Consider the following 20,533-nt stretch of genomic DNA (forward strand, 5'->3'; position numbering starts at 1 on the left):
GATAGCTAGACTTCACAAATTTCTATAGTTTGTAATATGCAAAAAATGACAATTGCATCACAGCAAGGGGACAGCTGGATGCCTGAATCAGGTATAAGTCAGTCGAAACGACCTGTTCGTCGTATGAACAGCGCGTATCGGCGCCAAGAAATTATTAATGCTGCTTTTTCCTGCATCGAAGAGGCAGGACATCTTTCTCTTTCAACCACTGAGCTGGCTCATATGGTGGGGATATCGCAACCAGCGATTTTTCGCCATTTTCGCTCCAAGCAACAATTACACGATGCTATTCTCGATGAGGCAAACAACCGTGTGATTGAACGCTTGAAGGCGTTGATAGGGCAGGCTGAGCAATGGAACTCACCAATTACTCTAGCGAGGAATGTGATGAGTGAAATGGCTTCTGATTTCCGCGAGAAACCTGGTGTCTGGCTGGCGCTCATTTTCTCGCGTAATCTGCGGGATCAGGATAGTCTTGTTGAGCATAAAAAATGCGCATCAAGCCAGTTACGTTTCACATTGGAACGCATCTGCCAGAAAGCCGTGGAGAGTGGGGAGTTGGAAGCGTCAACCAAACCAGGTTTATTGAGTGAGATATTGGTCTCATTGCTGTTTGGTTTGGGTCAGGAATGGCTAAACAATGAACGCCAGAGCGATCTGCCGACCCAGCTATGCTACGCGGTGGATTCGATCCTGAATGGCAATCGCACCTCGCAGATAGTACATCACGAGCCACTGGCCGCTATCCGCGCCTGAACGTGATTCAACCATGGCAGATCCTCTGTCCGGCAACCGCTGGGCAGAGGATCTGCCATGGCCTGTATGCTACGACATGACTGCTGCTTTTCATCACATGAAAGGCGGCATACATCCGTTTGGGTTGTTTTCGAGGAGTGTGATGTCGTCTTTACATGCTGAAAGCCTATGGTTTTTCAACAGATCATCAATGAGAACGCCGATTTCTTCCTGCTTCCTGACAGAGCGGTTAAGAAATTGTAACAAAGTTTGAGCATAGCTCATGCTTGTCTCGCCAATTAGCCATTGCAATTGCTATCGCTTCTGTTGGATAAAGGCGAAATATTATCAGCAAGAAGAGTGTCTGCTGCCGGTTTGGCTTGATCAATAAGCCAAGAATTGGGCTGGCATGACCTGATATTCTGACAATTAAGCAGTCAGCGCAGGCTGAAAGAAATCATTCAGCGCTCTAGCGCGACGCAAGAAGAGGGATTCGATGTCTGACAAGCCTCAATTGATGAAGGGCAAACGCGGCCTGGTCATGGGTGTTGCAAACACACGCTCAATTGCTTGGGGAATTGCCCAGGCATGTGCCGATGCTGGCGCTGAACTGGCGTTCACCTATCAGGGGGAAGCATTAAAGAAGCGCGTTGAGCCTCTGGCTGACAAATTGGGTGCTTTCGTTGCCGGTCACTGCGATGTAACGGATGCAGATTCGATTGATACAGTTTTTGCCAATATTGAGAAGGAATGGGGCAAACTGGACTTTGTTGTTCATTGCGTAGCCTATTCCGACAAGGAAGAATTGACCGGTCGGTATGTGGACACCAGCGCCGAAAACTTTGCGCAATCCATGTTCATATCTTGTTATTCCTTCACAGCGATTGCCCAGCGTGCAGAAAAGCTGATGACGGATGGTGGCTCGATGCTGACCCTTACCTATTATGGTGCCGAGAAAGTCATGCCTCATTATAATGTTATGGGGGTGGCAAAATCTGCTCTGGAAACTTCCGTTCGCTATATGGCTGAAGATCTTGGAAAACAGAATATCCGCGTCAATGCGATCTCCGCAGGCCCCATCAAGACCTTGGCGGCATCTGGTATCGGTGATTTCAGGTATATTCTGAAATGGAATGAGTATAACTCTCCGCTTCGCCGAACCGTAACCATTGATGAAGTTGGTGATTCTGCCGTTTATTTCCTCTCGGACTATTCTCGCGGTGTAACTGGTGAAATCCATCACGTGGATTCTGGTTATCATTGTGTTGGCATGAAAGCCGTGGATGCGCCGGATATTTCGGTGAACAAGGACTGATCCAGACTGGATCTGACCTTGCCCACAATCAATTTGAAAGGCCCGGCGTTCTTGATTGACGCTGGGCCTTTTTTGTTCCCTAAATGAAGGGCGGAGCAAAGCTATACTCCCGCACCAAAAATGGCGAACAGTGACATCCTGTGGCGGACAGACCGAAAATGCGTTCATTTCCGATTTATTTCCTTCGCCACGGTGAGACGGACTGGAATAGAGAACTCAGATTTCAGGGGCGTCAGGATATTCCCCTAAATGAAACCGGAAAAATGCAAGCAACCAGAAATGGTCATGCTCTGGCGCAACATCTGGAAAGTCTGAAGGGCATCTCTGTCTTCGTCAGTCCACTTTGCAGAACCCGCGAGACATTTGAGCTAATGCTTCAGGCCAGTGGTTTTGAACGCCCGGATGTCGAGTATGAAGAACGTCTGATGGAACTTAGTTTTGGCGATTGGGAAGGGGTAACCTTGCCGGAGCTTCGGACTTTGTATCCTGATCAACTCGATCAGCGGGAAAACACCAAATGGACAATGGTACCGCCTAATGGTGAGAGTTATGCCACTCTCGCAGAGCGGGTGCGAGGCTGGCTTGAAGAACAATCCGGGCCGTGCCTGATCGTCTCTCATGGTGGCGTCATGCGCTGTTTGCGTTTCATTCTGGAAGATTTGTCTGGCCAGCAAGCAGGAAAATTGAAGACACCTCAGGATGTTGTTTATCATTGGGATGGTGAAAAAGCCCATTGGCTATAAGATCTGTGCAACAGAAACTTGTTTGCGCTCCCTAAAAATATTTCCCATTAAAGCAAAAAGACCAGCTTACCCAGCGCTTTGAAAATTTAGCTAAAATTTGCGTCAATTATGCCTAAAAACAGGCATCCAAAGCTGACGAAGTCGCAATCTTCATTTGTTACATAATGAATGTGAGGGATTGGGTTTAAAGTCTTCGCCAGCGACGTTGGCAACGGCAGGACCCGGATCGCTCGGCGATTATCTGATGATATAGATGTGCATGATTGAAATGAGTAACGTGATGATATCAGCACAATCACAGAGATTATGTGAAAGCAGATCTCGAGGGAGCAAAAACGATCTGGACCGCTAACATGGTATTAGGTCGTAGGGTATGGGTGCAATGGGTGTAATGAATACAGCAAACGGACCAATACGATTTGGAGCAATAGCTTTTCTTTCTTGCAATCTGGCTTTGGCGATGACACAGCCAGCAGCCTCGTTTCAGTTGGCCCAGAACCTGGCCAATCGCACGCTGGTTTGCGAGGGTGGTTCCGAAAGTAGAGGCGTAGACTATCGGTTTAACATGCAATCCAGTCAGGTTGACCGTATTGATGGCCGCTTTCCTGATAGCAGAGTGGTGTTTCGTCTGGGATCCGGGCAACGGGGCAAGTTACAAAACCAGTGGAGCTATGAGACATTGAGCCAGAAGAATGGCCGCCATGTCATGCTTTATGAACGTCTGTCGCTGCGCTCGTCTGTGCAGAACCAGCATATCTATCGGACTTATGAGTTATTCTCCCAAGGCAAGCAGGTATATGTAACCATCTATGATGGAGTGAATGGTGCACGAGACTGGAAAATGAAAGTCACACGTAAATGCCATCCTCCAGGATTGGAGCGGCGTAACTATGCGACGCGCAAAATGCCAAGCAAATACTGGAACCCCCAGAACTAGAGCATGTTCCCTAAAAGCTTGCAGGGTTTTCGGGCAAGAATATGTTCGGGAACAATGGTTGGAGTATTTGAATGACATGATATTCATTCAAAATGCTCCAGCAGGGTACCTTGGTTGTCAAAAACCTCTCTGATCACGGATGGTGTCTGGTTGCTGCGAAAATCTGGCGATGGTGCTATGGTTGAAGATCTGTCTGTTTGACCTTTGCTTGCAGGCTCTTTAAAACCGCTATTGATGAATCCTTAACCATGGCAGGGCATCCGATCAGGCCCGCCAGACCAAGAAGTATTTCCGACGATGTCGCATAATTCATTTGGCCATCTTTTCCGCGTCACAACTTGGGGCGAGAGCCATGGTCCCGCTATTGGATGCGTAGTGGATGGGTGCCCGTCCCGTATTGCTATTACCGCGGAAGAGATCCAGAAAGATCTGGATCGCCGCCGCCCGGGTCAGTCAAAATTTACCACTCAGAGGCGTGAACCCGATCAGATTTCCATTCTATCTGGTGTTTTTGAAGATCCCGAAACCGGGGATCAGGTTACAACTGGTACCTCTATTGGTTTGATGATCCAGAATACCGATCAGCGCTCTAAGGATTATGGCGACATCGCGGAGCGCTATCGTCCTGGCCATGCCGACTACACCTATGATGAAAAATATGGCATTCGTGACTATCGCGGTGGGGGACGTTCTTCTGCGCGTGAAACTGCCATGCGGGTGGCGGCGGGTGCGATTGCTCGCAAAGTCGTTCCAGATATCATAATTCGTGGTGCTCTTGTGCAAATGGGACCACACAAGATCAATCGCGCGAACTGGGATTGGAATGAAGTGAACAACAATCCCTTCTTCTGCCCGGATAAGGAAGCAGCCAGCCTGTGGGCTGATTATCTGGAGGATATTCGCAAGAAAGGTTCCTCCATTGGTGCGGTGATAGAGGTTGTGGCTTCGAATGTACCAGCTGGTCTGGGCGCGCCAATTTATGCAAAACTGGATCAAGATCTTGCCTCTGCCATGATGTCAATCAATGCCGTCAAGGGTGTCGAAATTGGTAACGGTTTTGAAGCTGCTTGTCTGACTGGTGAGGAAAATGCCGATGAAATGCGCATGGGCCCCGATGGTAAGCCGGTCTTTGGCTCCAACAATGCGGGAGGAGTTCTCGGTGGCATTTCTTCAGGGGAAGATGTTGTTGTGCGGTTTGCGGTCAAACCCACATCATCCATCCTGACACCTCGAAGATCCATTACGCGCTCGGGAGAGGAAGTGGATGTGATGACCAAAGGGCGTCATGACCCTTGTGTCGGCATTCGTGCCATTCCGGTCGGTGAGGCTATGATGGCGTGTGTGCTTGCGGATCATACTCTGCTGCACAGAGCTCAGCAGGGCGGCTGACCAAGTCAAGCAAATCAGAAATAAAGACAATGACTGGTGCCAAGCACCAGGACGGGAAAAGGGACAGGATCTGATGATCACAGATATGGAACGGGTAGCCGACGCCATTCGGGCATTTGAAAAGGGCGAAATGGTTGTTGTGACTGATGACGATGACCGTGAAAATGAAGGCGATCTGATTGTTGCTGCGACCAAGGTTACCCCCGAGCAGATGGCATTCATCGTGCGCCATACCTCTGGTATCGTATGCGCTCCGATGACTGGTGAAGATGCTGCCCGTTTGCATCTGGATCCGATGGTAGCGTCCAACAATGCACCATTGTCTACTGCATTTACCATCTCGGTTGATTACAAGCACGGCACTACCACAGGTATTTCTGCAGAGGAGCGCTGTACTACTGTACGTGGTTTGGCCAATCCAAATGCAGGTGCAGCGGACTTTGTCCGTCCGGGACATATTTTCCCGCTGGTTGCCAAAGATGGTGGCGTGTTGGTGCGCTCTGGTCATACCGAAGCCGCTGTTGACCTTTGCAAGCTTGCCGGCCTGCCACCTGTTGGTGTGATTTCCGAATTGGTCAATGATGATGGAACGGTCAAGCGTGGTCCCCAAGTGGAGGCATTTGCTGAGGAATATGGCCTGAAACAGGTCTCCGTTGCTGATCTGATTGCGTATCGTCAGCGCAATGAACGGCTGATCGAAAAGATGGATGAATTTGAGGTCCAGACAAAGTTTGGCAAGGCGAAAGCAGTAACCTTCAAGGCTCCATTCGATGCTATGCAGCATCTGGTCATCATCTATGGCGATATTCGCGATGGCAAGGATATCCCGGTGCGCCTGCATCAGGAAAATGTTCTCAATGATGTCTTTGGCGATACTTCAATCGACTCGATCGCCGAGAAATTTTCCAAAGAGCGCGGTGTGATTGTCTATTTGCGTGATGGGTCTCCTGGCGTGGTCGGCACGCCAATGCGCCCGCGTGAGAGCTTGGAAGCGGCTGAGAATGAAGAGCATGAAAGCGCCAAATCTCGTGAAGAGGAATGGCGTGATATTGGTCTGGGGGCGCAGATTTTGGCAGAACTGGGGATTGGTTCCATTCGTCTACTCGCTTCCAAAGAGCGTCACTATGTGGGTCTGGAAGGCTTTGGTCTGGAAATCTCCGGCACCGAGATCATCTAGGTCGGAAAAGAGCACAGATACAAGTTTGACAGCTTGAACAAAACCCTGCCTGGAGAAATCCAGGCGGGGTTTTGCTTGAATAAACGCTCGATTTTCATTGCCCATTTCATCGCTTTCCGAGATCCGGTCTTGACCAAGAAATAATTGCGCTTTATGGATGGATTTATGAAAAACCAACTGATCATCGCCAGCAACTTTTATTTTTACTCATCTTCATAGATGGGTGGATTTGTCGCGCTTGCGAAAAGACCACCGGGTTCGGTGGTCTCAACAGTTTGCAAAGGATCTCCGACCTGTAAAAGGCCTCTTGGCCAGAATGCGGAGTTCCAATGTCTATCCTTCCTCTCAAACCTGAAACATCAGATATATCTGATATTGCGGTTTTGCCGTTACAAGCGACTCGGCCAGTTTTTGATGTACGCCCTGCCACCATGGATGATTTCGATGAGTTAAATCGTCTCTGGCATCAGCTGGACGCCTACCACCATCTTCAGGATCCTGTGCATTTCCCTGTGATCAAATTGGATGAACCTGCCCGCACAGAAGACTATATCGAGTGCCTGATCAATCGCCACGACCAGACTTTGCTGGTGGCTCAGAAACGAGATGGTCAACCTGAACAAGTGACCGAGGCAGCATCGTCCAAGCTTTTAGGGCTTGCCAGTGTGTTTCTGCAAACTCTGGCTCCCAATGCCATCTTCCCGGCGCGGGTCCTGTTTGAACTGGATAATCTGGTCGTTGATCAGAATACTCGTAGAATGGGAGTGGCAAGAGCTCTGTGTAATTCTGCCTGCCAATGGGCCAAAGGGCATGGTGCAAGGGAAATGTCTCTGAATGTCTATGATTTCAACAGCCCCGCACGTGCCTTCTATGAAGCAATGGGCTTTCTTCCAAGCAAAATGCAAATGAGGCGCCAGCTTCTCTAGTTGAGAAAGGCTAGGGGGATTGGCTATTTGCTTCCGGGAAAATGCGAGGTGTTGCTATCGTCAGGTTTGACATGCAACTTGAAATGAAGAGCAACGCCTCGCATCAGTAGAGCTGCACTCATGCCAATCAGCGCACTGAGAGCGGGGTCCAGTCCAAGCTTCAACAGCCCGACATATAGACCTGCGCCAAGCAATGCTGCGGTGGCATAGATTTCCTGTCGCAGAACGAAGGGAACCACATTACAAAGAATATCACGCAGCAGCCCACCGAATGTGGCCGTAATGACGCCCATCATAATGGCCATCAACGGGTGAATGTTGGCTGCCAGTGCGACACCTGCTCCTGCGACACAAAAAGTGGCCATGCCCACGGCGTCAATCCAGTTCAAAACGGCTCTTTGAGAAAAGCCCATATGTTTGACAGTCAGTGCCAGAAGACTGGAGGGAAGAATAATTGCCAGCGGCCATGGATCGGAAACCCAGTTGACCGGGCTTATGCCGATCAGGAGATCGCGTAATGTTCCCCCACCGGCAGCGGTGACAAACCCGACTGTAACCACCCCAAATATATCCATATCAGCCTGTTTGGCTCGTATGCCTCCCGACATGGCAAATACGATCAAGCCTGCATAGGTGAAAACTGTGAGGGCATTATCAAGCACAATGGAAAAAGAAGGAGCATCCATGGCAAGACCTTTGTAAGACGTTGAAATTCTGTGGTAAATGTGAGCTTGGCAGATTATTGGAGCAATTGTCTAGAGATAAAGCCTGGGTACAGGATTCAGTGCTCTCGCAGAATGAGCTTGATTAGTGGTGCCGGAACCCTACAGCGTGTTCCAGAAAAGTTGGAGCATTTTTCGGATAAGAACTCGCTTCAAATCAAAGAGTTAAAACACTACTCGCGATTCAACAATTGTGAGGGGTGCTTCAGTGTGCTGGTACCACATATCCGTCCATGCCCAGATCTTCTGCCAGTTCGATATAGTCTTCCTCCGCACCCATATAGCGCAGGAAATGAGCTGGCTTTCCAGGGCAGTGCTCGTATATTCCTCCATCTTTTGAAAGGCTGTATGTGCACTGAATTGTCTGAACAGAACTACAGCCAGTCAGTAACAAGCTTATGCCAAGAAGGCGAAAAACCACACGATGGAAAGGCAAATCAAGCATGCTCCCAAGGTGCCAATTTATGGTTAATGAAGGCTTAAAATGCAGGTCAGGATTGAGCAACACTGGTCATGAATGATCGCAGGGAAATCTGCCTTGCACAAAAATCTTAACAATGTCTTGCAGCATGGCGGCAAACCGAAAAATGGTTACATTTCAAAGGGAAAAAAACCGGCTAATTCTCTCTTTGTTCTGTGTCAGAAAATGAAAGTTCTGCTTTGTCATAATTTGTTCTTTTTATGATCCTGATTTGTGTTTTGAAAGTTTAAATAGATCAAATCAATTCTATCCAATCACTCAACCATGTTTGAGTTGTACTGATCCAAATTACCCGACAATACCTCATAGAAAATAGAGAAGTATCTGACATTGAAAATAATCATATTGATACAGTTTGATACAATTTCTGACTGAATTACGACAAAAAGGCATCAATTTGCCACCTTTGTTCGTTATGAATCACCTGGCACCAACAAGGGAGGCGATCATGCGCAAAAGACTGTTTCTGAGCGAGTTGCTGTTTTTGATTCAACTGGCGAAGGAGGCTTGTATCGCAAGTTTTTGCCAATGTTCCTGTCGTTCATAGTCAGGAAATGCGGGTGGAGCTTTGGTCGTGAAATCTGAGCAAAAAAGAAACCGGACCACAATTGTGACCCGGTTCTTTCAAATTGATGAGATCAGATGCTGATCAAATTCAAGCTTTGGAAGCCTGATAGATTGTTTCGATGGAAGCATCCAGAGCGCCATTGAACTCGTCGTCAGATTGAGAGGCATTCAGGCCTTCGGTCAGAGCGCGAGAGAAGGAAGCGATAACACCTTTGTTGTCGGATAGACGCTTGCAAGCTTCTTCGCGATTATAACCACCAGACAGAGCCACAACGCGTGCACATGCTTTGTGAGCGACCAGCGCATCAAACAGGCCGGTTTTCTCTGGCAGGGTCAGTTTCAGCATAACTTTCTGACTATCTTCAAGAGCATCCAGTTGCTTCAGTAACTCTGCTACGAGCAGATCTTCGATCTCGGCTTTATCAGTAGCATTGATGTTCACTTCCGGCTCGATGATTGGAACCAGGCCTTTGGCCAGAATTTGCTTGCCGACGGTGAATTGTTGCTCAACAATGGCTGCAACACCGGTTGCAGATGCTTTGTTGATCACGGAACGCATCTTGGTGCCAAAGATGTTAGCTTTTACAGCTTTGTCCAGAGTGACATCGAGTTCAGGCATTGGCTTCATCATCTGAACGCCATCTTCTTCAGCTTCCAGACCCTTGTCCACTTTCAGGAAAGGAACAACGCCTTTTTCTTCCCACAGATAGTCAGCGGAAGCCTTGCCAGCAACGCTTTCGTCCATGGTGCGTTCGAACAGGATGGCGCCTACTACACGCTCACCGGTGAAGGAGGGCGAGGTCATGATGCGAGTGCGCATGGCATGCATCAGAGCAAACATTTCTTCGTCGTTGGAGAACTGGTCAGCAGTCACACCATACAAGCCCAGGGCTTTTGGAGTGGAACCACCAGATTGGTCCAAAGCTGCAATAAAGCCATTGTCGTCGGTGATCCGTTTCATCTGCTCTGAATTTGCCATTTCAGCGCTACCTCTAGCATAAAATAAAGGACAAGCCCGCAGCACTCTTATGCTTGTCTACCCCAAACGTTGGACCGTGGGCTTTTGCCACAAGATCGGTCCGCGCTGCGTGCCTCTTTAAACACTTTTTCTATCTCCAGGGAAAGACCCATTTGCCAAGAACGTAAATTTTATCCCTTAGGCCTAGGTTTAAAGCAGAAAGCTGGTGGAAAAGGCGGGTTTCTGCCACTTTCGAGATTTTTGAAGTCTCGAAGAGACAGGATAATCAGAGCCAACAGGATCGCCGGAGCGAGAAAGGCCCTGAACCGTGACAAGAGAAACCTGAAAAAGAGAAAAGCCCGGCAATGCCGGGCTGATCAATCGTCAGGCAGATGGAAAATCAAACATTTCAGAGCGAATTTATATCCAATAAGTGTTGCAACTTTTCAGGAAAGCGCTCTAGCTATGATCCTTGCTGCCAAATACATGAGCAGGTGCCACCATAGCTACGGCGATGAAGACTACACCAAGTAGAATGCCGATCAACTCACCAGACATACCATCTATGACCGATGGATATTTTGTACCACCAACAGGGCCAAGGGTGGATTTGCCACCTGCAATCTTGTCCAGAAGACCTGTGGCTTTTATGCCAGCATAGACACCCATATAAGCAGCAGCACCAAAGAGACCGCCAAGAATGAAAAATAAAGCATCCTTGCGGCCAGTTGCTGCCGCAGTCAGAGAGGTGCCCGGACAAAAGCCGGAAATGGCAAATCCTGCACCCAGCAGCAGGCCACCCACAAAGACACCGCTATAGGCAGTCTTGACGGACATATGACCCGGGTCTACCAGGCCAAGCAGCAAGCCGCCAAACATCAGAAGCGAAGCAGTGCCAATCGCCAGCATGATGGTTTTCATCAAGTGCAGATTGGTCAGGTTCAGCATACGAATGATGAAGCCGGGATTGGTCGCTCCAACGCGATCAAGGGTGAAGCCGAATGCGCCGCCAATGACAATGGCAAGAATAACGGATAGGGACATCTGACTAACGTCCTTTTTTGAACATCATAAGAGCAATGGGGAAGGCGGCGAGAAAGGCGCCTGCGGTGAAGATATAGCCTGAGATAGAAGTTTGCATCATGCCTGACATCATATGGCCAGAGGTACAGCCACCGGCCAATCTAGCTCCAAACAGAACAATGAAACCAGCAAAGAAAGCGGCTGCATAGCGCTTGACAGTGCTGTCGCCAAAATTCTTGCGCCAGACTTCAGGCATCTGCTTTTCTTCCTTGCTCACACCCCCACGCATCAGGCCTGAGATAGCGGCACCTGCAATCATGGCAATGACAAAGACAAAGCTGTAGTTAAGCGGATTGGCAACATTCTTGGCATATTTGCCGCCACTCTTGTTGAGATAAGCGTTCGGGCTGGAATAACCCTTCTTTGCATTCTCATCTAACACAACAATGTCAGGATTGATTGCGTCCCAAAGGATGCCATCGAAAATAACAAACTGGGTCGAAACTCCGATGGGCTTTACCAGCAATACGGCCAAGAAAAAGACGGCACCGAGCAATATGCCGCCTGATCTCCAATTCAGGATCATGTCGTGTCTCCCGATCTGTGTAACAGAGCTAAGTACAGAGAAAAACAATGTAAATTGCGTATTCTCATCTCTGGGTTCTATGAAATCTTCCCGCTTTGCGGCATTTGCACAAAGGGAATATCGGGAAGAAAATATAATTTAGAATATTCGAATATATATATTTTAAAGAATTATTCAAACTGATAAATCGTGATATCGACGATTTTTGCAGGATTGAAAATCTGATGCTGGCAAACAAAAAATGTCTCTCTTTGGCAAAAGTCAAAGAAGACAGGCAATGTACCAAATAGGTTGAAACTCAAAGATCGTAATATGGCGAACCATTGAAGAGAGACCAGCTCGTGAAGATTCGTATTCAGTTTAAAGTCCCATTTCTGTCTTCAATCGCATCCCTTGTTGGTGTGATGGTTATATGCACTCTGACAGGCGGCGTTCAGGCAGCAGAAGTTGGAGAAACGCTGGATTGCAAGAATTCAAGCGTTGTGGTCGAGCGTAGTATTTGTGATAACAAGGACCTTCTGGCTCGTCATACCGAGATGGAGGGACTGCTGGCTCATGCTGCCCGCTCACCTCGCAAGGATGCTCCTGGTCTGAAACTGGATGATAGTCAAACCGCTTGGCTGAAACGTCGTGATCGTTGCAGCAAATCATTCACCAAAATCAAATGCCTGATGCAGACTTATAATGCGCGCCTTGCTTATCTGGAGGCAAAGTTCCGCCCGGGCCGTACCAAAAGTGAGGATTGGCAATGTGAAAGTGATAAAACCACTTTTCCTGTCACATTCACCACAGGCCGTACCGCATTTGGTAAGTTTGTTGCTGCGGGTCGTGAAATGGATAAAGGCTATAAAGAATGGTTCATGGCCGAGACCGGAAAAGTAAGCGGTGAAACCCGCCAATATCTTGGTGAAAGTGAGAATGGGAGCCAGGCTGGTATCTGGTTTGGACCTAACAAGGCCAATTTCATTATGGATCGGTCCAAATTTGGCCTTGTTTGTAAAAAATGATCAAATCAACATCTGACCGGGAGGGTCGTTGCGACCGATCTTCCAAAATCTGCGAGAAAGCGCCCGACCAATCCTCGGGCGCTTTGGTGATTGTAGGGTTGAGCATCTCATGGCCATGCGTTTTCAGGTAAGAGCCAAAACTGAGCTCATCATCTGGATTTTGTTGGCAAACCGATTGATCCAAAGCCCGAGACTGATTGGATACTCAACGGTCATATCAGATATTTCGGCCTGCAGCGCGTTCCTGCAACCATTGCTCATTGGTTCCGCAGAACAAAAATCCATCCAACAACCCGTAGCAAGCCAATCTTGCATCTTCCAATGAGAAACCTTCGGGATTCACGCTTCTTTCAAGCCACAAACCATCGACCAGAGAGGTGAGGCTGATGGCAACAAGGCTTGCATCAACTTCATCTGCATTCCCTTCGATCAAGGCTACCTCTTTGATGACTTCGATCAATTCACTGCGGTAAGACGAAAACATCTCGGCTGCAGGACCGCGAATGTTCGGATTTTGGCGCAGCTCACTCCAAAAGGCCAGCATCATTGCCAGCCGGTTCTCTGAATGTCCCGACGGATCAAAGCAGGCTTCAACAAAAGCCGCCAGCCTCACTCTCGGTTCACTGTCCTCGTGCCGAACGATTTCAATGATCCCGGCAATAAAGTCATTCAGGAGGCGCTCGTAGGCATGCAATATGAGTTCGGCTTTACCGGAAAAATGGAACCGAAGCAGTCCAGGTGAAACCTCTGCACGGCGGCAGATTTCACGTACCGTGGTTGCAGAATAACCAACTTCCCCAACAGATTCAATCGTCGCCAAAATCAGCCTCTCACGTCTGACTTCCGCTTCCAGACGCGAATATTTGGGGGTCTGCTTTGCTTTGGGTGGCAAGATTTTTCTCTCTAACTGCTCTGCGAACTCCCTCAAATTACCAACCTCCATCCACATTGCAACCTTAAACAAACTCTCAGATCAAGATGAGTTATTATACGCTTGTAAAATAAATCTTGCCAATGCTCTTTTTCTTTCATAGGGTCTGAAGCGGGAGATGAAATCCAATTGTTTGGGAGGAAGAATAATGATGAATTGGACGAAATGTGCTTTGGGGCTTACGGCTGTGATTGCCTTCACATCATTCGCACAAGCGGGCGAGGTTTTGGACAAGGTCATGGCTGATAAAACCATGATTGTGGCCACTAATTCCGAATATCCGCCAGCGTCTTATCTCAATTCCGAAGGAAAATTTGATGGTTTCGATGTAGATGTAGCCAAAGAACTGGCCAAGCGCTTGGGAGTTCAGGCAACATTCATCAATCCGGCTTGGGAAGCCATCACGTCAGGAAAATGGGGGGGGCGTTGGCAGATGGCTATCGGATCCATGACCCCGACCCCTGCTCGGGCGCAAGTGCTCGATTTTCCGGCCGTCTACTATTTCACACCAGCAGCATTTTATGTTCACCAAAAAGCATCTTACGAATCCTTGAAAGACCTCAATGGCAAGAAGATAGGTGCCAGCGCCGGATCCACCTATGAAAGCTATCTCAATAAAACCTTAAAGCTGGATGAGGCCTATTCTCCGCCTTTTGACTATCTCGTCGAACCAGGCGAGATCCGTACATATGAAACCGATACCAATGCAATGGATGATTTGCGACTTGGCGATGGTGTACGTTTGGATGCCGGCATTTCGTCGGTTCCAAACATTCATGAAGCGATCAAGAACAATTATCCTCTGCGTATTCTCGGAGAACCGGTTTTCTTCGAACCATTGGCTGTGGTCGTTGCAAAAGGTGACAAGGAATTCTCACAAAAAACAGGTGCCATAGTCGAAGAAATGCGAGCGGATGGAACACTGAAAGCCTTGTCGATCAAGTGGTTTGGCGCAGATCTCGTGTCCACTAAAGCGAAATAAGTGCAAGCGGAACCACACTTATGGCCAATGTCTTTACACTCATGCAACACGCGTCTATCAGACGCGTGTTCTTGTTCATCATCCTGTTCGGTCTGTTGATCAATTTCGACTATCCAGACAATTGGGATATATCTGGACCAGTTGTGGCAGCAATCATCGCCGGGTTGATCATGCTCAACATGCACTTGGTGCTTTACTTGCCTTTTCGTGCGCAAGTAGTGGTGTTCTGGTTCGAGCTCCTGACGCTGTTCATGGTGTTCTTCTATTCCTTCGATCTGTCCTATACCTTCATTATCGAAAGGTTGCCGCTGCTGATTTTCACGGGGATCGGATATACGCTTCTCGTCTCGGCACTGTCCATCATGATAGCCAGCGGAATCGCGCTGGTCGGCGCGCTTATGAGACTGTCGAACAATGGAGCGGCATTTGCCATCTCGACATTTTATGTTTCATTTTTTCGTGGGACACCATTGCTGTTGCAGGTCTATCTGATTTATCTGGGGTTGCCGCAACTGGGGATCATTCTGGATGCAATACCGTCTGGTGTTATTGCGCTCTCTCTTTGCTATGGGGCGTATATGACGGAGATATTTAGATCCGGTATTCAGGCAGTGCCCAAGGCACAGACCGAAGCCGCACTGGCATTGGGATTGAAATCCTGGCAGATCATGCTCAAGGTTGTGCTTCCACAAGCAATCAGAATTATCATCCCACCGACCGGAAACAACTTTATCGCAATGCTCAAGGATTCATCATTGGTCTCGGCCATGGGGGTGATGGAACTGATGTATCTCGCGCGCACTTTGGGAAGGTCAGAGTTCAAGCATTTTGAAATGCTGATCACCGCAGCACTCATCTATTGGTTCATCAGCTTTCTGTTCGAATTGCTGCAAGGCCGACTTGAAAAGCACTTTGGGAAATCCATGAAGCGTTAAATTGGGGCCTATCTCCATAATGATTAGCGTTTACCAGGTTTTGAAGGAAAAAATGACATACAAGCTTTATTGGTATCCCGGCAGTGCTGCGATGGCACCCCACGCCATCTTGCATGATATTGGCAAAGATTTTGAGCTGATCGAAGCCAAAGGTGCTTTTTTGAAAAGCGCCGACTATCTAAGAAAAAACCCGAACGGGACAGTTCCTGTTCTTGTTTGTGAAAATGGCGAAACACTTTATGAAAGTGCCGCGATTTGTCAGTTTTTGGCAGAAAGGCATCCCGAGACTGGTCTTTGTCCTGCAATTGATGATCCATGCCGAGGGAAATATCTGCAATGGATGATGCATCTGACAAACACAGTCCAGGAAGCCATGACTATCTGGTGGCATCCGGATCAATATACCAACATCCCGGAAGTGCAGGCAAAACTGAAGTATGAGGCTGAAGCAAGACTGGCAAAACTTTGGCAGGTGCTTGATGGACACTTACAAGAAAATGGCCCTTTGTTGTGCGGGGACAGATTTTTTGCCTGTGACTATTACCTGGCAATGTTGATCCGCTGGACGCGGGATATGCGGGAGCCGGGTGAGAGCTTTCCCTATCTGAACCGACTTGTGAGCATGGCAATGGCGCGTCCGGCCTATAAAAAAATGCTACAAGATCAGAATATTACTCAGAATGTTCTACCAGATACGATAGGCACCCCTTCAATGGATTGCCAATCTGAAGGAGAAGGGTTTTGCGACTAACCTGAAAATCCGCAAGGATAGATTTCTGCATACCGGGCATATGATCGTGGGATTGCTTTCACCCTTCATCCCATAGCTGAGTAATCTGTTCCTTGCGGTTCAAATCAAGTTAGAGCTCGGAAATATCGACAAAGATTCGATAGTCTTTAATTTCGTTGCTCCGGATTTCCAGCCTCGTTGCAAAAGGTACCTCATACTCCGAGAGATCTTTTCGTGTGTAACGCACGAGCCCCTCACAAAATGCCATGGGGCCGCTTTCCCATATGCCGGTAATTGTGTGATGCATGCCGCTTATTGTGTCAAAAAAGGCCACATTCGCGTCTTTAACAATTGTTCGCCCCGTTAGCTGGTCAAAGTTGCCAAGCTTAAAAGTTACGTCATCTGCTACATGTCGAACGACACCATCCGCATCTTTTGCATCGACTGCGGTATAAAGATCTGCGAAAAGGTCTGTATATTTCGTGATATTGTCTGTCGTAATTTTCATGATTATCTCCAATGTCTTAGCTTTTATGTATTTGGAAGTAGGCTGTGGAATTCAGCAGGCCTTCTCACCTGTTAGACGGGCATATAATTGTCTTGGATTCAGATGGCCGTTTGATATCGCAAGTCCTAAAAACAGAATTGCCAGTGAAAACACCAGTGATGGGGCAATGACTTCGCCGAATATGAGTGCTCCAAATGCAATTCCAAAAAGGGTGGCAAAGTATCCAACCTGGGCAAAACTCACACCATCAGCGCGGCTTTGGACTTCGAACGTCAGAAGGTAGGAAAATGCCGTGACAAGACCAACACCAATCATTGCAAGCTGTGCCGGTGATGATGTTGGTTCGACACCGGACGGCTCACCAATGAGAAACAGAACGGGCCAAACAAGAAGAAGTTGCGAGAGCAATGCGCCGGTAGCCATCATTGTTGGATTACCGCTTGATGGATAGGCCTTGCTGCGAAAAACATTACCAAGCGCGAGAAACAATGGCCCTAGTATCGCAACACCAATCCATAGGAAACCGGTATCGGCCAGATCCAAACCTGTGGTCGTTATCATGCTTATGCCGGTCAATCCGACAAGAATTCCTAAAAGGCGATGCAGGGGAAGTATTTTTCGCTCAACGACCGAGGAGACAATGAAGGTGAAAATCGGTGAGAGAGTGATGAGCACTGAGTAAATGCTAACCGAAACTTTCCCTAAAACGGTATAGCCAACAAAACCCGGCAAACTGATGCCTAATAAACCTGCTCCTAGATAATAAAAAAGATATTGTGGCGTGAGTTGCAAGCGTTTGCCGGAGGCCAATCCCATTGCCATCAGTACAATTGTCGCTACCAGCAATTGCCAGAACAGTGCTGTCAACGCAGGGGTTCCTGCATTGGTAGCGATTTTGGAGAGCGTGATACTTACGCCGACTAGTGCCCCAATTGCGACAATCAATGTTGACGCCGGTACGATCCGTAGAAATGAAACCATGGCTAAGCTCCGATCGCGATTTTGGCTTCCCGAAACTGCGAGATAGGACCGATGGATGTAATACCTGATGGGTTTATGTGCCTATGACTTCTGAAATAATGCTCTCGAATATGCTGCATATCGATGGTAGTCACAACGTCTGGTAGCTGAGCCAATGCGCACATGTAGCGAGAAAGGTTGGGATAGTCGGCAATTCTTTTGTGATCGGTTTTAAAATGCGTGACATAGACAGCATCAAACCGAACGAGCGTTGGGAATAGCTTTAAATCGACTTCCGTGAGATCTGACCCTGCCAAATATTGCCGGTTTGCCAAAATGGTTTCAATCATGTCCAGACCTTCGAACAATTCGACTACGGCCTGACAATAGGCTTCTTGTGTTGTGGCAAATCCTGCACGGTAAACGCCATTTCTTATTGGTTCCTGGATCAGAGATGTGATCCGGTCAATTTCCCCTGACAAAGGATCTGGATACAGATCAATGTCGACGGCACCCAAATTGTCAAAGGCCGAATTTAGCATGCGCATCATGTCTGTTGAATCGGTGCTAACAATCTGCCTGGTTACTTTGTCAACGAGCAGTGGTACTGAAATTGCTCCGGTGTATTTGGGTTCTGCATGTTGATAGGCTTGATACAGATATTCGTGGTTTGGCATGTCTGAACTGGCATCTTCTCCGCCTTGTTGAATAATCCATCCGTTCTCGGATGAGATTGGATCCATCCAGGTCACGCTCAAGGCTTCGCTGATCCCCTTCAAGGCAATCACCAATTCCACGCCATGACACCAAGGACAAGCTCTGGAAAGATAAAGGTGATATCGGCCAACCTCTGCCGGAAATCTTGCATTTGGATCCGCTTCAATCCGATTACGTATTCCGCTTGGGATCCTTTTAAACTGACCATCTGTCTGTTTCGGTTTTTCGCGTAATTCACCGTCTATAAGCATTTTGGCCATTGGAACCTCCTAAATGTTGATGATGATCTCAATCTAGTTCGTTCTCAATTTTTCGATAATATGCCTTCTTCGAATTACAGAGGTGAGAAAATTTCGCCCATTCCTTCTCTCGCTTTGTCTTCGAATGTTCGAAATCCTTGCTGTTTGCCTGAGGGTACAAAACAGAGTGTCGGGAAAGGGTGGGCTCGCTCTAGTCTATGCGGGATCTGGTTAGAGCAAGCTTGGTAAAACCAGTTTAGTGAGCTTGAAACCAAGATTTTGACCTGAGCCACATATTCATCTTAAAGTGAACACTTGTTCATCAACTTTGGAAGTGCTTTGGGTTCCAGTTCAAAGCTGTAACCCGAAGAAATATGTGCCGCTATTGCGCAATATAGAGAGGTGGTTCTGATGAATATGGGGGATATTCCGATAATCATTGCGGTTGCAGAGACCCAAGGGTTTGCTTCCGCTGCAAGGCGATTAGGGGTTTCGAAATCCGCAGTGAGTAAACGGATTACCGTGGTTGAACAACGCCTCGGTGCTCAATTGTTTCACCGGTCGACACGGCACATCAGTTTAACAGAAGTAGGAGCCAGATTCTATGAACACGCAATCCGTTCCTATGAAGCAGCGCAAGAAGCAGAGGATTGCGTTTCAGTCCTGCAAAGCAAGCCCAAAGGCAAATTGAAAATAAATGTACCGATGTCTTTTGGCCGGTTGCATATCTCACCATTGATTGCGGATTTTTTGAAAATCTACCCAGATATTGAAATTGAACTCATTATGGATGATCGCGTCGTCGATCTAATTGAAGAAGGATTTGATCTGGCGATACGAGGTGGGACTTTGAAAGATTCTTCTTTGGTCGCTAGAAAAATCGCTCCAATAACAAACATCCTTGTTGCCTCCCCAGACTACATCCAAGCTTACGGAGAGCCTTCCTCTGTAAAAGAGCTAATGGACCATAATTGTTTGCAATATACCTACAGTCGTGACTTTCAGGAGTGGGTATTTTTGTCCAATGGAACTACTCTATCCTTTCGGCCCAATGGCAACTTTCGCGTCAATAATGGAGAAGCGCTGAAGGAGACTATTCTCAACGGGCTTGGTATAGGCAGGCTACCCACCTTTACTGTTGGAGGGGATCTTGCAAATGGTCGCTTGGTTCAGGTACTTGCGGATTATTCAATGCCCAGACAGATGCTTTACGCAATCTATCCCGAACGCCGTCACCTTCCACCCAAGGTACGTGAATTCATTGATTTTTTACTGGAGCGTTTAGGCGGGGATATGCCGCCTTGGGATCAACTCTGAAGCAACAAAAATCGTATGGCAGGTCCTGCTGCTGCCCGTTTCCCCTGATCAGGGCCCGTCTATGTTAGTTTGCATCCCAAAGCCAGTATTTCTTATCTCCATTTGAAAATAGATAAACAGATATGTCGCCACCCTCTTGATAGTTTTTCAATTGTTGATCAGGTAAAGTGTCCCATAAGAAATCAAAGTCTGTAATGGCGTCAACTTCCGGTAAATGCGCAGACTTGAACTCATCTTTATTCGCAAAATCCTGCTTTGAAGCAATGCGCTCGAATACCAGAAATCGCTCATCAATGCATGGCCAAACACAATCCTGCCATGTTGGAAGAGAAGGTGTGGCGAAAACTATTTCGTCAGCATCCTCATTACCATATTCACGCACTATATTTGTTTCAATTTCAAGTTCCTTTAATTTTCCTGAGGTCAGGCATTGCTCGCAAACGCATTCAATATCTTTGGTGCCACTAAATCCGCTACCGTCAAACCATATCCCTTGCATTCCACAGATTGAACAGCCTTTTGGGGTATCTGTCCTAAAAGCAAAGTTGCTTGGTTTACGGAAATATTTAAATTCCATATCCTTTTCTCCTCAAAATGATGTATATCAAACCGCTATACTCGTCGATAATCAGCCAATTTCGGCAAAGG

Annotated in this window: 22 protein-coding genes; 12 read left to right on the forward strand and 10 right to left on the reverse strand. The window is 47.7% G+C overall.

What is annotated here, in order from left to right; translation table 11 throughout:
* Positions 1 to 36 precede the first annotated feature (36 nt).
* The 7 genes from CRO57_RS01600 (at position 37) to CRO57_RS01635 (ending at position 7,222) form a co-directional block, all read left to right on the forward strand.
* Complete coding sequence (locus CRO57_RS01600; protein WP_097151655.1) at positions 37 to 756, forward strand: TetR/AcrR family transcriptional regulator; 720 nt, start codon at positions 37 to 39, stop codon at positions 754 to 756.
* Between the two features lie 475 nt (positions 757 to 1,231).
* Positions 1,232 to 2,050, forward strand: a complete 819-nt coding sequence (gene fabI, locus CRO57_RS01605) for an enoyl-ACP reductase FabI (protein WP_097151656.1) — start codon at positions 1,232 to 1,234, stop codon at positions 2,048 to 2,050.
* Between the two features lie 158 nt (positions 2,051 to 2,208).
* Positions 2,209 to 2,793 carry a histidine phosphatase family protein gene (locus CRO57_RS01610; RefSeq protein ID WP_097151657.1) on the forward strand — a complete coding sequence of 195 codons (585 nt, stop codon included), beginning with the start codon at positions 2,209 to 2,211 and terminating at the stop codon, positions 2,791 to 2,793.
* A gap of 460 nt (positions 2,794 to 3,253) precedes the next feature.
* Entirely contained in the window at positions 3,254 to 3,730 is a 477-nt protein-coding gene (locus CRO57_RS01615; protein ID WP_141401153.1) for a hypothetical protein, read from the forward strand.
* A gap of 297 nt (positions 3,731 to 4,027) precedes the next feature.
* Positions 4,028 to 5,119 carry a chorismate synthase gene (gene aroC, locus CRO57_RS01620; protein WP_097151659.1) on the forward strand — a complete coding sequence of 364 codons (1,092 nt, stop codon included), beginning with the start codon at positions 4,028 to 4,030 and terminating at the stop codon, positions 5,117 to 5,119.
* Positions 5,120 to 5,192: 73 nt separating this feature from the next.
* The gene (gene ribB, locus CRO57_RS01625; RefSeq protein WP_097151660.1) at positions 5,193 to 6,296 is read left to right on the forward strand and encodes a 3,4-dihydroxy-2-butanone-4-phosphate synthase; all 1,104 of its coding nucleotides are present in this window, start codon (positions 5,193 to 5,195) and stop codon (positions 6,294 to 6,296) included.
* Between the two features lie 329 nt (positions 6,297 to 6,625).
* Entirely contained in the window at positions 6,626 to 7,222 is a 597-nt protein-coding gene (locus CRO57_RS01635; protein WP_097151662.1) for a GNAT family N-acetyltransferase, read from the forward strand.
* Positions 7,223 to 7,245: 23 nt separating this feature from the next.
* On the opposite strand, the gene CRO57_RS01640 is transcribed toward CRO57_RS01635, so the two are convergent.
* The 5 genes from CRO57_RS01640 to CRO57_RS01660 all read right to left on the reverse strand — a co-directional run bounded on the left by CRO57_RS01640 (position 7,246) and on the right by CRO57_RS01660 (position 11,559).
* Positions 7,246 to 7,908, reverse strand: a complete 663-nt coding sequence (locus tag CRO57_RS01640; protein WP_097151663.1) for a trimeric intracellular cation channel family protein — start codon at positions 7,906 to 7,908, stop codon at positions 7,246 to 7,248.
* A 241-nt stretch (positions 7,909 to 8,149) separates the two neighbouring features.
* Positions 8,150 to 8,389 carry a hypothetical protein gene (locus CRO57_RS01645; protein ID WP_097151664.1) on the reverse strand — a complete coding sequence of 80 codons (240 nt, stop codon included), beginning with the start codon at positions 8,387 to 8,389 and terminating at the stop codon, positions 8,150 to 8,152.
* Between the two features lie 691 nt (positions 8,390 to 9,080).
* Positions 9,081 to 9,971: a fructose bisphosphate aldolase gene (locus CRO57_RS01650; protein ID WP_097151665.1), complete on the reverse strand. Its 891-nt coding sequence runs from the start codon at positions 9,969 to 9,971 to the stop codon at positions 9,081 to 9,083.
* Positions 9,972 to 10,409: 438 nt separating this feature from the next.
* Positions 10,410 to 10,994 carry a YeeE/YedE thiosulfate transporter family protein gene (locus tag CRO57_RS01655; RefSeq protein WP_097151666.1) on the reverse strand — a complete coding sequence of 195 codons (585 nt, stop codon included), beginning with the start codon at positions 10,992 to 10,994 and terminating at the stop codon, positions 10,410 to 10,412.
* A gap of 4 nt (positions 10,995 to 10,998) precedes the next feature.
* Positions 10,999 to 11,559 carry a YeeE/YedE thiosulfate transporter family protein gene (locus CRO57_RS01660; RefSeq protein ID WP_097151667.1) on the reverse strand — a complete coding sequence of 187 codons (561 nt, stop codon included), beginning with the start codon at positions 11,557 to 11,559 and terminating at the stop codon, positions 10,999 to 11,001.
* 341 nt (positions 11,560 to 11,900) lie between these two features.
* Here CRO57_RS01660 and CRO57_RS01665 point away from each other — a divergent pair, with 341 nt between their 5' ends.
* Positions 11,901 to 12,566 (forward strand): lysozyme inhibitor LprI family protein, encoded by a 666-nt coding sequence (locus tag CRO57_RS01665; protein WP_097151668.1) that lies wholly within the window; start codon positions 11,901 to 11,903, stop codon positions 12,564 to 12,566.
* Positions 12,567 to 12,783: 217 nt separating this feature from the next.
* On the opposite strand, the gene CRO57_RS01670 is transcribed toward CRO57_RS01665, so the two are convergent.
* Positions 12,784 to 13,458, reverse strand: a complete 675-nt coding sequence (locus CRO57_RS01670; RefSeq protein WP_170955906.1) for a TetR family transcriptional regulator C-terminal domain-containing protein — start codon at positions 13,456 to 13,458, stop codon at positions 12,784 to 12,786.
* Positions 13,459 to 13,645: 187 nt separating this feature from the next.
* Between CRO57_RS01670 and CRO57_RS01675 the strand changes: the two genes are divergently transcribed.
* The 3 genes from CRO57_RS01675 to CRO57_RS01685 are packed head-to-tail and all read left to right on the forward strand — an operon-like array spanning position 13,646 to position 16,165.
* Positions 13,646 to 14,479 (forward strand): transporter substrate-binding domain-containing protein, encoded by an 834-nt coding sequence (locus CRO57_RS01675; protein WP_210200725.1) that lies wholly within the window; start codon positions 13,646 to 13,648, stop codon positions 14,477 to 14,479.
* A gap of 20 nt (positions 14,480 to 14,499) precedes the next feature.
* Positions 14,500 to 15,414 (forward strand): amino acid ABC transporter permease, encoded by a 915-nt coding sequence (locus tag CRO57_RS01680; RefSeq protein WP_097151670.1) that lies wholly within the window; start codon positions 14,500 to 14,502, stop codon positions 15,412 to 15,414.
* Positions 15,415 to 15,466: 52 nt separating this feature from the next.
* Positions 15,467 to 16,165: a glutathione S-transferase family protein gene (locus CRO57_RS01685; RefSeq protein WP_170955907.1), complete on the forward strand. Its 699-nt coding sequence runs from the start codon at positions 15,467 to 15,469 to the stop codon at positions 16,163 to 16,165.
* 109 nt (positions 16,166 to 16,274) lie between these two features.
* Here CRO57_RS01685 and CRO57_RS01690 read toward each other — a convergent pair whose 3' ends face one another.
* The 3 genes from CRO57_RS01690 to CRO57_RS01700 are packed head-to-tail and all read right to left on the reverse strand — an operon-like array spanning position 16,275 to position 18,589.
* Complete coding sequence (locus CRO57_RS01690; protein ID WP_097151672.1) at positions 16,275 to 16,652, reverse strand: nuclear transport factor 2 family protein; 378 nt, start codon at positions 16,650 to 16,652, stop codon at positions 16,275 to 16,277.
* A 51-nt stretch (positions 16,653 to 16,703) separates the two neighbouring features.
* Positions 16,704 to 17,633, reverse strand: coding sequence for a DMT family transporter (locus CRO57_RS01695; protein WP_097151673.1), 930 nt, complete (start codon positions 17,631 to 17,633; stop codon positions 16,704 to 16,706).
* Between the two features lie 2 nt (positions 17,634 to 17,635).
* Positions 17,636 to 18,589 (reverse strand): glutathione S-transferase family protein, encoded by a 954-nt coding sequence (locus CRO57_RS01700; protein ID WP_097151674.1) that lies wholly within the window; start codon positions 18,587 to 18,589, stop codon positions 17,636 to 17,638.
* 390 nt (positions 18,590 to 18,979) lie between these two features.
* Here CRO57_RS01700 and CRO57_RS01705 point away from each other — a divergent pair, with 390 nt between their 5' ends.
* The gene (locus CRO57_RS01705) at positions 18,980 to 19,885 is read left to right on the forward strand and encodes a LysR family transcriptional regulator (protein ID WP_097151675.1); all 906 of its coding nucleotides are present in this window, start codon (positions 18,980 to 18,982) and stop codon (positions 19,883 to 19,885) included.
* A gap of 64 nt (positions 19,886 to 19,949) precedes the next feature.
* Here the strand turns inward: CRO57_RS01705 and CRO57_RS01710 are convergent, their stop codons facing one another.
* On the reverse strand, positions 19,950 to 20,462 hold the full coding sequence (locus CRO57_RS01710) for a CbrC family protein (RefSeq protein ID WP_097151676.1): 513 nt from the start codon (positions 20,460 to 20,462) through the stop codon (positions 19,950 to 19,952).
* Positions 20,463 to 20,533: the final 71 nt, after the last annotated feature.

The sequence above is a fragment of the Cohaesibacter gelatinilyticus genome (assembly GCF_900215605.1).
GTDB lineage: Bacteria > Pseudomonadota > Alphaproteobacteria > Rhizobiales > Cohaesibacteraceae > Cohaesibacter > Cohaesibacter gelatinilyticus.

Coding starts and splice junctions, on each gene's coding strand:
- CRO57_RS01600 (WP_097151655.1), top strand. CDS start 37: ATGCAAAAAATGACAATTGCATCACAGCAAGGGGACAGCTGGATGCCT.
- fabI (WP_097151656.1), top strand. CDS start 1,232: ATGTCTGACAAGCCTCAATTGATGAAGGGCAAACGCGGCCTGGTCATG.
- CRO57_RS01610 (WP_097151657.1), top strand. CDS start 2,209: ATGCGTTCATTTCCGATTTATTTCCTTCGCCACGGTGAGACGGACTGG.
- CRO57_RS01615 (WP_141401153.1), top strand. CDS start 3,254: ATGACACAGCCAGCAGCCTCGTTTCAGTTGGCCCAGAACCTGGCCAAT.
- aroC (WP_097151659.1), top strand. CDS start 4,028: ATGTCGCATAATTCATTTGGCCATCTTTTCCGCGTCACAACTTGGGGC.
- ribB (WP_097151660.1), top strand. CDS start 5,193: ATGATCACAGATATGGAACGGGTAGCCGACGCCATTCGGGCATTTGAA.
- CRO57_RS01635 (WP_097151662.1), top strand. CDS start 6,626: ATGTCTATCCTTCCTCTCAAACCTGAAACATCAGATATATCTGATATT.
- CRO57_RS01640 (WP_097151663.1), bottom strand. CDS start 7,908: ATGGATGCTCCTTCTTTTTCCATTGTGCTTGATAATGCCCTCACAGTT.
- CRO57_RS01645 (WP_097151664.1), bottom strand. CDS start 8,389: ATGCTTGATTTGCCTTTCCATCGTGTGGTTTTTCGCCTTCTTGGCATA.
- CRO57_RS01650 (WP_097151665.1), bottom strand. CDS start 9,971: ATGGCAAATTCAGAGCAGATGAAACGGATCACCGACGACAATGGCTTT.
- CRO57_RS01655 (WP_097151666.1), bottom strand. CDS start 10,994: ATGTCCCTATCCGTTATTCTTGCCATTGTCATTGGCGGCGCATTCGGC.
- CRO57_RS01660 (WP_097151667.1), bottom strand. CDS start 11,559: ATGATCCTGAATTGGAGATCAGGCGGCATATTGCTCGGTGCCGTCTTT.
- CRO57_RS01675 (WP_210200725.1), top strand. CDS start 13,646: ATGATGAATTGGACGAAATGTGCTTTGGGGCTTACGGCTGTGATTGCC.
- CRO57_RS01680 (WP_097151670.1), top strand. CDS start 14,500: ATGGCCAATGTCTTTACACTCATGCAACACGCGTCTATCAGACGCGTG.
- CRO57_RS01685 (WP_170955907.1), top strand. CDS start 15,467: ATGACATACAAGCTTTATTGGTATCCCGGCAGTGCTGCGATGGCACCC.
- CRO57_RS01690 (WP_097151672.1), bottom strand. CDS start 16,652: ATGAAAATTACGACAGACAATATCACGAAATATACAGACCTTTTCGCA.
- CRO57_RS01695 (WP_097151673.1), bottom strand. CDS start 17,633: ATGGTTTCATTTCTACGGATCGTACCGGCGTCAACATTGATTGTCGCA.
- CRO57_RS01700 (WP_097151674.1), bottom strand. CDS start 18,589: ATGGCCAAAATGCTTATAGACGGTGAATTACGCGAAAAACCGAAACAG.
- CRO57_RS01705 (WP_097151675.1), top strand. CDS start 18,980: ATGAATATGGGGGATATTCCGATAATCATTGCGGTTGCAGAGACCCAA.
- CRO57_RS01710 (WP_097151676.1), bottom strand. CDS start 20,462: ATGGAATTTAAATATTTCCGTAAACCAAGCAACTTTGCTTTTAGGACA.